Here is a 9,909-nt window from a genome sequence, read left to right as displayed (position 1 = left end):
CCAAGTAACTGCTCGTGCGGGATGGGGATGACTCGCGCCGGCAGCGGCCCGCCCCTCCCCCGGCTCCTCCCCGCTCGTTCCTCGCGGAGAGGGGAGAACCCCGGATCGAGCGCGAGTGCGTCTGCCGTTACTTTCGCACTCTCGCACTTTCGCACTCTCGCACTGCCGTTCAGTTCAGCTCCCGTAGCGCGGCGGCTCGCTCCAGCTCCACCCAGCGCGCGGCGTAGTCGTATCGCGTCAGGATCAGGTTCAGCCCGGCGCGCGTGTAGGCCGTGCGGGCGTCGATGAGCTCGATCTGCGGCGCGATCCCCTCCTGGTAGCGTCGCTCGACCAGCTCGTACGTCCGCCGGGCGGCGGCCAGGCGCTCCTCCGCCGTGGCAATGCCGCCGCGCGCGACTTCGGCCGAGCGAAAGGCCGTGCGCGCCTGCAGCTCGATCTGCTGCGCGGCCAGGTCGCGGCCGGCGCGGGCGCGGTCCGCCTCGATGCGCGCCTGCTCCCGCCGCGCGCCCGTCTGCCCGCCGTTGAACGCGTTCCACGAGACGACCACGGAGGCCACGGCAAAGTCGTCGTCCGCGCCGAAGCTGTAGTCCGCGCCCTGGAAGCCGTAGTCCAGCGCCAGCGACACCGTCGGCAGCGACGCGGTGCCGGCCATGCGCGCCTGCGACTGCGCCGCCGCGATTCCCGCGTCGCCCTGGCGCAGCTCCTCGCGCCCGCCCAGCGCGCGGCGGACGGCCGTCTCCTCGTCCACCGACAGCGCGAATGCCAGCGCGTCGTCCGGCAGCACCTCCACGGGCGTGTCCAGGTCCCGGTTCAGCAGCTGGTTGAAGCGGCGCAGCGCCGCCTGGCTGCGGACTTCGGCCTCGTCCAGCGCCTGCTGCGTCTCGCCGCGCTCGGCGCGGGCGCGCAGGACGGCATCCGGCGTGGCCGTGCCGCGGGTGACGAGCCGCTCCGCTACGCGAAGGTTCTCGTCCAGCAGGGGAAGCGTCTCGCGGTACAGCTCCACCACGCGGACGGAGCGCGCGTAGTCCAGGTAGGCCGTCTGCACGTCGGCGGCGAGCTGGCGGGTGGCGGCGCCCAGGGCATGGCCCTGCAGGTCGCGCAGGGTGCGCTGCAGCCGGTGGTTCTCGCGGATGGCCGGCTGAAAGAGCGGCTGGGCAATGCGCAGCTTGGTCTCCTGCGCCAGCGGCAGCCGCGCGTCCACGTTGGTGGGAAAGCGGTCCGTGCCCGTGATCTCGTTCAGCGCGCCGTACGCGGGGTTCACGAAGTCGCCAATGTTCACGCCGCCGCGCATCTCCGAGTAGCGCGTGTCCATCGTCAGGCTCGGCAGATAGAGGCCGCGCGCCTCGCGGACGGCGGCGTCGGCGCGGTCGGCGGCCAGGCGCTCCTGGCGCAGACCCAGGTTGGCGTCGATGGCCTGCCGCACGTAGCCGCCCAGCGGGTCGGCCGCGGACTGCGCGCCCAGCGGCGCCGCCAGGAAAAGGACGAGCGGAAGCGCGGCGGCGTACGTCCGCGCGGACCACGTTCGGGGTCGTTCAGGGGACTGCATGGGCTTCACCTCCGGGTTCCGGGTGGACCTGCATCTACCTCAGTGGAAATACCTGACGAAGTGCTAATGCTTAACAACGTTAAGTGGATAGGCGAAAAGAACCTCCGCGCGGGTACGGCAGGGGGTCAGCCCTGCTGGCCCTCGCGGAGGATGCCGCGGATGAGCGCGTCGACGATCTGCCGCGCCGTCGTCCGCAGGTCGCGCCAAGTGATCCACGGGTCCGTGCACTTGGCAATCTGCAGCGAGATGATGCCGTGCACGCTGCTCCACGTCATCTGCGCCAGCGCGTGCGCGTCCGTGTACTCCGGGCGAAAGCGACCGGCGTCCATCCCTTCCTGCACCGTCTGCAGCAGGAACCCGTACGCATCTTCTTCCGGGTTCTTGTCTTCCTCGTGCACGTGCGCCGGCGTGCGCGTCATGAACATGATCTGGTAGTGGTGCGGGTTGGCGATGGCGAACTCCGTGTACGCCATGCCGATGCGCCGCAGCCGCTCCACGGGGTCGTCGATGCGCTCCATCCGCGTGAACTCGCGCCCCAGCTGGCGAAAGTCGCCGTGGCACAGCTCGATGATGAGCGCGTCCTTGTCCTTGAAGTGGTGGTAGATGGCCGTCGGGGTGTACTCGATGCGCTGGGCGATGGCACGCATGGTGGTCGCCTCGACCCCCTGGGTGGCGAACATCTCGCGCGCCGCCTCGAGGATCTTGTCGCGCGTCTCCTGACGCTCCCGCTCCCGCCGCTCCTTGGTCCCCATAACTCCGATCAGCTAGTTAACACCGTTAAGCAAGATGATACGCGCCCACCCATCGGTCGTCAAGGGCGACGTGGTCCGGAACGCCTCGCCAATCGAAGCGCGGGTTACCCGCGCGGTCCAGCCCCCTCGTCGCGCGACTCCGGACTGATCGTCTGTGCCCGCTGCAGCGCCCCAGGCGTCGAAGCATCCCGGACAAGAGAATCCCAATCATTCGGTGGATTTCCACCATCGAGCATGCGCTTGAATACGGCGTACGCATCGGTCTTGCTGCCGTAGGTACGAAGCGTTTCGGAATCGTTCACCCACGTCATGACAATCAGCCGAACGTCCTGGTGATAACGAAAGAAGAGGCGGAAGCGTCCGTTGCCGAACTTGGCACGCATCCAGTGCTTCTGCTCCGCGCCCAGAGTTCCGCCTTGCCGGTACTTCGGGCGCGAGGGGTCTTCCGGGATCTCCTTGAACAGCAAGCGCCGCAGGGCGAACAACAGCTTCGTGTTCGGACCCTCTGGATCGCCGGGGGCGCGTTTTGCCGTCTCCTTCTCGGCCGCAGCAGCCAGACGCTCCAGCTGGTCGATCAACAGCGGATGGAAGAGCAGCGTCCTCCTCCGGCTGTAACAAAGAAACCCGCCCCGGAACCCGAAGGCTCCGGGGCGGACTTGGCATCTCGGTCCTTTCCACGGTCAGAGAGCGACCGGCCCTTCGATCGGGTCATCGGGATCTCCCTCCATGCCATCGGTCAGAGCCATCCACCTGCGATACAGGTTTTCCGGCAATCCGCTCAACCGCTCAGGATGCTCGATGATATCGCGCTCCAGCAACTGAAGGAACGGAGCGAGTGCGGGATCTTCTTCCTCGTGCTCCACGCTCGCGCGTCGCGCAACCGCCGCATCACCCCGAATCTCCCATTCCAGAGCGTCCTCCCCCGGCTTGATCCCGAGCGCCTTGCGGACCCCGTTGGGCAGCGTCGTCTGGGATCGGCTGGTCACCTTGCTTACGAGCATTGGACACCTCGCATCATGGACGTCGCGGTCGAAAGTGGAACGCGCTACAAGCAAAATAATGCATTTGCATTATAAACCAAGACCTCGACGCTACCCCTGCGACTGCTTGACGAGCAGGTCGTAGCTGGCGCGCTGGTGGGCGGAGAGCTTGGGGGGCAGGCCCAGCACCAGCGCGGGGCGCGCGGCGTTGGCGGGCAGGTGCAGCACCAGCGCGTCCGGCGGCACCGGGCGCGCGTAGTCGCGGGCACGGCCGCCGGCGTCCACCTGCACCGTGCGGCCCGGCGTCATCAGCGAGGCCAGCACGCGGCCGTACTCCAGCCACTCGGCCACGGGGTCGGACCCGTCGTCCGCCACGGCGGGGATGAGCGTCTCCTCGAAGTACCGCAGCGCGCGGCGAAACGCATCCGCGTCCTCGGCCTTGAGGTCGCGCAGCATGTCGCGGAAGAAGTTGCGCGGGTCGCGGGCGCCCGTCTGCTGGAGCGCCTGCTCGAAACGCGCGTCGGCGCGCGCGCGAAGGTCGTCGGCCATGCGGGTCATTCTATCGCGCGCCCTTCATCCGCCGCTACCGCCCAGGCCCATCCGCCCCAGGACGACGTGCGCACGCGCGAAATGTTTGCTAGGAGGACCGGAACGGATCTTGTAACGTGCACGTCCCCCTTTTCGCAACGCGTCCGCCGCCCCCTCCGGAGGGATGTTCCATGCCCGCTGTCGCGCCGTTGTACCCGTCGCCCGCCGTGAGCGGCGTGGGAACGTTCGAGCTGTCGTGGGAGCTCTTCGGGGAGCTGTGCCGGGCGCTGGCCGTGCGGGTGGCGCAGGACTACCGGCCGGACCTGGTGATTGGCCTGGCGACGGCGGGGGTGATGCCGGCCGCCACCGTCGCCACCATGCTGCAGACGGACTTCGAGGCCATGAAGGTGTCGCGCCGCGAGCGCGGCGAGGTGGTGCGCACGCGGCCCGCCGTGCTGTCGCCCACGCCCGTGGCCGCGCGCGGCCGCCGCGTGCTCATCGTGGACGAGATCACCACCAGCGGCGACACGCTGCGCCTGGCGCTGGCCGCCGTGCGCGAGGTGGGCCCGGCCGAGGTGCGGACGGCCACGAGCTTCGTGCGCCCCGGCGGATATCGCCCGGACTACCACGCGCTGGAGACGGACGCGCTCATCGTCTTTCCGTGGGACCGCGAGGTCATCGACGGCGACGACCTGGTGACGCCGCCCATCTACGCGTAAGCGGCGGGCCCTCCCCCGGCCTCGCCGAGGCTCGTCCACCCCCTCCCGCAAACTGCGCGGGCGGGGGTGTATACTTCCAACGAGCTCGGGTGCGTGATCGCCGCTACCCAGCCGGAGCGGCTGAAGCCGCCGCAACGACAGCGGAAAGCCCCGCCGACGACGCTCACGCGTCGCCCGGCGGGGCTTCAACTGCTCGGGGTAAACCGTCCCGCGCTCGAATCTCCGCGACACGCACCACGGCCCGTTCGAAGTCTACCCCCTCTCCCGCGCAGTTTGCGGGAGAGGGACGCGAGGAACGAGCGGGGTGAGGGCCTCACGCCGTGGCGGGCTCGCCCACGATGGGGATCTCGCCCACCTCCACCGCGCTGCCCACTGCACCCGCCGCCGCGGCGCGCGCCTCCGGCACCACGAGAACGCTGCACGGCGACTGGCGCAGCACGGATTCCGCCACGCTGCCCAGCAGCAGCCGCGCGGCACCGCGCCGCGCGTGCGTCCCCAGCACCAGCAGGTCCGCCGACCACGCGCGCGCCTCGTGCACGATGGCCGGCGCCGGCTCGCCGAATCGCACGCACGCCGCGGGCACGCACCCGTCCACCGCGTGCGCGGGCAGGAAGTCCGCCAGGCGCAGCATGGCCGCGTTCACGTCGTCGTCCGCCGCGTCCGCCGCCTGCAGCAGCGACGCCGGCGGCACCACGTGCAGCGTGCGCAGCGCCGGGTGCGGCCCCGCGGCCAGGGCGCACGCCATCGCCAGCCCCCGCTCGTGCGCGGGGATGGACGCGTCCGACAGGTCCGTCGTCAGCAGCACGCGGTGAAACGCGGGCTCTCCGTGCAGCACCAGCACCGGCAGGGCCGCAGTCCGCAGCAGGTGCTCCGCCGTGGTCCCCAGCAGCGCGCCGGCAATGCGGCCCCGGCGCGTGGGCGCCAGCAGCAGCGCGTCCGCCTCCACTTCCGCCGCGAGCGCCGGCAGCACCGCCTCCGGCCGGCCCGCGCGCGCGTGGCAGACGACGCGGGCATCGCGGGAAGGCGCGTATGCCTCGCCCTCCAGCCGCGCCTGCACGGCATCGTCGTACAGCCTGCCGGGGTCCGCGCCCGTGTAGCCCTGGTGCGCGTAGCGCGACAGCACCTCGGGATCGGGCGCGTACGCGTGCACCAGGTGCAGTTCCGCGCCCGCGCGCTCGGCCAGCCGCAGGGCGGGCGCCAGCACGGGGTCGCGGGGATCCAGCGTGGCCACGCCGGCCACCAGGGTGCGCAGGGTGCTCATGGTGCTTTCGATCCATTCCAGGGGATCGGCCGGCGGATCACGCGGATCTCCGGCCCTGGATGAAGGGTACGGCCAGCGGCCGAAGGCGCGGATCGGGCAAGGCACGCGGGCGTGTGGGGATCGTTCCCCATCTCCCGTGGGGTGAAGCGCGATCGGGCCCGCCCCCGGAGAGGGACGGGCCCGATCGCGCCGGCCAAGGCGGCGATTACTTCTCGACGATGAGCGCCGTGACCATGCCGAACATGCCGCTGGGCGCCTCCGCGTGGGGGAGGATGTGGCAGTGAAAGGCCCATACGCCGGGGTTGTTGCAGTTGACGATCACGTCCCAGCGCTCGCCCGGCGCCACGTTGAGCGTGTCGCACTTCCACGGCTGCGGCTGCGGCCACCCGTCCTTGTCGATGACGGTAAAGTGCATGCCGTGCAGGTGCATGGGGTGAATCATCATCCCCTCGTTCATGAAGCGGATGCGCACCTTTTGCCCCAGCTTGGCCACGATGGGCTCCGTGGCGGGAAAGCCCTTGCCGTTGATGGTGTAGCCGTGGCTGCCGTCGTTGATGATCATCACGTAGTCCACGTCCACGTTCTCGATGGCGCGCTTCTGCCGCGGCTCGATGATGAACGCGCCCAGCAGCCCCTTGCCCACCTGCTCCGCCGAGTTGTGGTGCGAGTGGTACATGTGCGAGCCGGGGTTGGGCGCCGTGAACTCGTAGGTGTACGTCTCGCCCGGCTTGATGGGCGGCTGCGTGATGAACGGCACGCCGTCCTGGTCGGTGGGCACCTCCACGCCATGAAAGTGCACGGCCGTGGACTGCTCCAGGTTGTTTCGGACGACGATGCGCACGCGGTCGCCTTCCCGTACGCGGATCTGCGGACCGGGCACCTGGCCGTTGTAGGCGAACGCCTCCACGCGCTTGCCGGGCTCCGTCTCCCACTGCATGGGCGCGGCGGTGAGCTCGTAGACCTTGACCCCGTTCTCCATGCGGGGCTGCATGAGCTGGTTGCCCTTGCCCTCGGTCTTGGCGGGGAACGCCTTGATGCCCGCCTCGTGGTGCGCGTCCATGGCGTCGGCCGCGGCGCGGACCTCCTGGGGCGTCCTGGGATGCGCGCCCATGGTGCCGCCCGTGTGGTTGCTGTCGTGCGCGGCGTTGCCCGGCTGCGTGGTCTGCGGATCGTTGGACGCCTTGGCCGCGCCCGCATCGGCCTTGCCACCGGGGCTGCAGGCCGCCACCGCCGCCCCCGCGAGCGGCACGGCCAGGCCGAGGGCCGAAAAGCGAAGGAAGTCCCGCCGCGAGGGCTGGACCGTTTCAGTCTGCGTGTCGTTCTGCGCGGTCATGGCTGTGTCTGCTCCCGATGGTATCCGCTGCGCCCGGCGATCCGTCGCCGCGGCGCCGCCCGGCCGTGTTGTCCGGGCGACGCGAATAACCTACTGGAGCAGGGCACCCCACTCTGTCGGCAGGGCACCGATGCCCCCGCCGGGGAGCAGCGGATACTTCTCGCGGGGGAAGCCACCGCGCCCCCGCACCGCCGTGTGGGGAAGATCCCCTACGGCCGATGAAGGGCCGATCCGCGACGGCGGCGGAACCGGAGATGCGCCGGGGAACCGACGCGCAGGAGTGCGGCGGGACTACAGAACCCCGACGTGCCGATACGGGAGAAGCGCGGGCCGCACGACGGCCGGGTCGTCCAGCCGCTGCGTTCCGAGCACGTCGCCCAGCCGGTCCCGCGCGCGGTCGAAGACGGCCCAGCACAGCTCGCTCGTGTCCCAGCGCGACCGGTACTGGATCCCGTCCACGTCCGGCATCGCCCGGTACGCGCGCAGCGCGAGGTCCCGGCAGGGCGCGCAGTCGTCGCCGCACACCTCGTGCGCGCTGATGCCGAACCCCGGCAGCCCCTTGCCTTCCACCTGAAGCATCCGGAGCGGCGCCTTCACCTCCACGGCGGACACGCCGCGAAGCTCCAGCTCGGCCCGGGGGATAATGGGCACCTTACGCCCGCGCACGAGCGTCTCCAGCAGCGCCACCCCGAGCGACGAACCGAAGTAGCACACGCCGAACTCCCCGCCGGGTGCGTCGAACCGGCCGCGGGGCGCATCTCCCGGCGCGGGCCCGAACCACACCGGACCGTATGCCAGGAAATGCACGCGCCAGAGCACCTGCGACGTCGGCACCTCCACGAGAGGCGGGTCCTTCGGCAGGTGGATGGGCATCAGGCCGCGACGTGCTCCCCGTACGTGGCCAGCCGATGCAGGACGTCGGCGAGGACTGCCGGCTCGTCAAGCCGCTCCAGCAGCAGCCCGCCCCGGTCGTCCCGCACGTCGTCGACAAGGATGGAGAGCAGCGCCCACGCGTCGACGCGCGCGCCGGCCCGAGTGACCTCGGGCACGCCCTCGCGGACCCGGCCGTCGCGGGCAAACTGGAACGCGGGGAACCCCCACTGGCCCCCGGGCAGGGGCACCGCCAGCAGCTTGTGGCGGTCCATGCGCAGCTTGACGCCGGGAACGGTGATGCCCAGCACCGCCGCCGCCTGCGACGAGGTGAGCAGCCCGCCCACGAGCTCCGCGACCTGGTTCTTGGCCCGCGCGCCGCGCAGCAGGAGCTCGGCCCAGTCGCTGTCGGCGGCGGCGCGCTCGGGGACGGCGGCCAGGATCTCGGCCATGGTCTCGGCGGGGGACTGCGCCTCGATGATGCGCAGCACCTCGGCGTCGCTCATGCGGTCCAGGAACTGCCGCAGCCAGCGGTCCACGCGCCCCACGAGCGAATCGCGAACGTCGCCCCCTTCCGTCCGCGGCGCGGTGGCTCTTTTCTCCGTCGCGCCCGGGCTCGCGGTCCCGGCGGAATTGCGGATCGGCATGATCCAACCTTTCGCTTGTGCGAATCCCATATCTCCCCTACAGGTGAAAGGTACACAAGCACGGCCCCACGAACAAGCGCCGCGGATTTGCGGTGACGATCTGCCAGGAAAGGCCGCCGCGCCCGCGAGCGGGAAGGACGCCGATGCCCATCTTGGTAGCTGGAGAATGTACAACATGAACGCCGTTGTCAACAGGCACCCCAGCCGACATAAGTACCTGTGGAAAGCGGCATTTACGCCGCCGTCACAGCCGGTGCGCTACGTTGGGGACAGGTGCGAACAAAAGGACGGATCGGCGCCGTTTTCGGCATCGATCCGTCCTTCCGTTGTGCCATTCGGGGCGGACGCGGGTGTCGCGTCCGGAGCGGTATGGGCCTCAGCCGCGGCCCCAGTAGATCTGCGTGTCGTATTCGAATCGCACGTTCCCGTTTTCCGCGTGCTCGCGGAACAGCCGCTCCAGCGCCTCCAGCATCGGTTTGTGGCCGGGATGGCCTTCGTTGGGCGCGTAGGACGAGGAGAGCAGGCGCCCCTTCAATCCCTCGTAGTCGAACACCTGCTCGCTGGGCACGTCGCGCCGGCCAAAGTCCGCGCCCAGCGCCTGGGCAATGCGCTCCGGCGTAACGTTCTCGTGGTTCACGGACGCGTAGTCGGTGCCGTGCGCGTGCAGCAGCGCCTCGTATCCACGCAGGAACGGCGTGGTGTCCGTGCGCCGCGCGTTCCACAGCAGCACCATCCATCCGCCGGGCCGCAGGATGCGCAGCCACTCGCGGCGGACGGCCGGCGGATCGAACCAGTGGTACGCCTGCGCCGCCACCACGTAGTCCACGCTCGCGTCCGGCAGCGTCGTCGCCTCCGCCGCGCCGGCCACGCTGTGAAAGCGCGGATCGCCCCCCAGCGCGGCCTCCGCGGCGGCGCGCATGTCGGCATTGGGCTCCACGGCGTGGACCGTGTTGCCTGCGTCGAGGAACAGGCGCGCCGAGATCCCCGTCCCCGATCCCACGTCCGCGATCGCGTGCGACGGCGCCAGCCCCGTCTCCTGGCGCAGCACGTCCAGCACGGCGGACGGATAGCCGGGGCGGTACAGCACGTAGTTGCGCACCCGGTCGGAAAACCGCGTGGTGGCGTCGGCACTGGGCATCGGGGCGTGTCGTGGAGGGGAAACGTCTAGTCGCGGATGGGGACGACGACGAACGCCGCGAGCATCGCCATCACCCCCACCAGGTACGGCACGGGGTTGCCGATGAGGAGAAAATGCACGCCGCCAAAGAGCGCC

The 9,909-nt window shown here is 70.4% G+C and carries 11 protein-coding genes; 1 reads left to right on the top strand and 10 read right to left on the bottom strand.

The features are described 5' to 3' along the window. Positions 1-169 precede the first annotated feature (169 nt). The 5 genes from VFZ20_RS19620 to VFZ20_RS19600 all read right to left on the bottom strand — a co-directional run bounded on the left by VFZ20_RS19620 (position 170) and on the right by VFZ20_RS19600 (position 3,827). Positions 170-1,546 (bottom strand): TolC family protein, encoded by a 1,377-nt coding sequence (locus VFZ20_RS19620; RefSeq protein WP_329685629.1) that lies wholly within the window; start codon positions 1,544-1,546, stop codon positions 170-172. Between the two features lie 125 nt (positions 1,547-1,671). Further along, entirely contained in the window at positions 1,672-2,298 is a 627-nt protein-coding gene (locus VFZ20_RS19615; protein ID WP_329685628.1) for a TetR/AcrR family transcriptional regulator, read from the bottom strand. A 104-nt stretch (positions 2,299-2,402) separates the two neighbouring features. Next, positions 2,403-2,894, bottom strand: a complete 492-nt coding sequence (locus VFZ20_RS19610; RefSeq protein ID WP_329685630.1) for a type II toxin-antitoxin system YhaV family toxin — start codon at positions 2,892-2,894, stop codon at positions 2,403-2,405. 84 nt (positions 2,895-2,978) lie between these two features. Next, on the bottom strand, positions 2,979-3,299 hold the full coding sequence (locus VFZ20_RS19605) for a type II toxin-antitoxin system PrlF family antitoxin (RefSeq protein ID WP_329685627.1): 321 nt from the start codon (positions 3,297-3,299) through the stop codon (positions 2,979-2,981). A 90-nt stretch (positions 3,300-3,389) separates the two neighbouring features. Then, positions 3,390-3,827: a hypothetical protein gene (locus VFZ20_RS19600; RefSeq protein ID WP_329685626.1), complete on the bottom strand. Its 438-nt coding sequence runs from the start codon at positions 3,825-3,827 to the stop codon at positions 3,390-3,392. 170 nt (positions 3,828-3,997) lie between these two features. Here VFZ20_RS19600 and VFZ20_RS19595 point away from each other — a divergent pair, with 170 nt between their 5' ends. Then, positions 3,998-4,525: a phosphoribosyltransferase gene (locus VFZ20_RS19595; RefSeq protein ID WP_329685625.1), complete on the top strand. Its 528-nt coding sequence runs from the start codon at positions 3,998-4,000 to the stop codon at positions 4,523-4,525. Positions 4,526-4,838: 313 nt separating this feature from the next. Here VFZ20_RS19595 and VFZ20_RS19590 read toward each other — a convergent pair whose 3' ends face one another. The 5 genes from VFZ20_RS19590 to VFZ20_RS19570 form a co-directional block, all read right to left on the bottom strand. Continuing rightward, positions 4,839-5,786 (bottom strand): universal stress protein, encoded by a 948-nt coding sequence (locus VFZ20_RS19590; RefSeq protein WP_329685624.1) that lies wholly within the window; start codon positions 5,784-5,786, stop codon positions 4,839-4,841. A 205-nt stretch (positions 5,787-5,991) separates the two neighbouring features. Continuing rightward, positions 5,992-7,119, bottom strand: coding sequence for a copper oxidase (locus VFZ20_RS19585; protein ID WP_329685623.1), 1,128 nt, complete (start codon positions 7,117-7,119; stop codon positions 5,992-5,994). Between the two features lie 291 nt (positions 7,120-7,410). After that, on the bottom strand, positions 7,411-7,992 hold the full coding sequence (locus tag VFZ20_RS19580; protein ID WP_329685622.1) for an RES family NAD+ phosphorylase: 582 nt from the start codon (positions 7,990-7,992) through the stop codon (positions 7,411-7,413). Next, positions 7,992-8,636, bottom strand: a complete 645-nt coding sequence (locus VFZ20_RS19575) for a hypothetical protein (RefSeq protein ID WP_329685621.1) — start codon at positions 8,634-8,636, stop codon at positions 7,992-7,994. The genes VFZ20_RS19580 and VFZ20_RS19575 overlap by 1 nt, the downstream gene beginning before the upstream one ends. 376 nt (positions 8,637-9,012) lie before the next feature. Next, on the bottom strand, positions 9,013-9,774 hold the full coding sequence (locus tag VFZ20_RS19570; RefSeq protein ID WP_329685620.1) for a class I SAM-dependent methyltransferase: 762 nt from the start codon (positions 9,772-9,774) through the stop codon (positions 9,013-9,015). Positions 9,775-9,909: the final 135 nt, after the last annotated feature.

The organism is Longimicrobium sp., assembly GCF_036280135.1.
Lineage (GTDB): Bacteria > Gemmatimonadota > Gemmatimonadetes > Longimicrobiales > Longimicrobiaceae > Longimicrobium.
The sequence above is the reverse complement of the archived record's forward strand: the minus strand, read 5'-3'. Positions and strand labels throughout refer to the sequence as shown.

Bases quoted from the DNA above. Each gene is read 5' to 3' on its own strand.
- VFZ20_RS19600 (WP_329685626.1), bottom strand. From the start codon at position 3,827: ATGGCCGACGACCTTCGCGCGCGCGCCGACGCGCGTTTCGAGCAGGCG.
- VFZ20_RS19575 (WP_329685621.1), bottom strand. From the start codon at position 8,636: ATGCCGATCCGCAATTCCGCCGGGACCGCGAGCCCGGGCGCGACGGAG.
- VFZ20_RS19595 (WP_329685625.1), top strand. From the start codon at position 3,998: ATGCCCGCTGTCGCGCCGTTGTACCCGTCGCCCGCCGTGAGCGGCGTG.
- VFZ20_RS19615 (WP_329685628.1), bottom strand. From the start codon at position 2,298: ATGGGGACCAAGGAGCGGCGGGAGCGGGAGCGTCAGGAGACGCGCGAC.
- VFZ20_RS19620 (WP_329685629.1), bottom strand. From the start codon at position 1,546: ATGCAGTCCCCTGAACGACCCCGAACGTGGTCCGCGCGGACGTACGCC.
- VFZ20_RS19605 (WP_329685627.1), bottom strand. From the start codon at position 3,299: ATGCTCGTAAGCAAGGTGACCAGCCGATCCCAGACGACGCTGCCCAAC.
- VFZ20_RS19590 (WP_329685624.1), bottom strand. From the start codon at position 5,786: ATGAGCACCCTGCGCACCCTGGTGGCCGGCGTGGCCACGCTGGATCCC.
- VFZ20_RS19570 (WP_329685620.1), bottom strand. From the start codon at position 9,774: ATGCCCAGTGCCGACGCCACCACGCGGTTTTCCGACCGGGTGCGCAAC.
- VFZ20_RS19580 (WP_329685622.1), bottom strand. From the start codon at position 7,992: ATGCCCATCCACCTGCCGAAGGACCCGCCTCTCGTGGAGGTGCCGACG.
- VFZ20_RS19585 (WP_329685623.1), bottom strand. From the start codon at position 7,119: ATGACCGCGCAGAACGACACGCAGACTGAAACGGTCCAGCCCTCGCGG.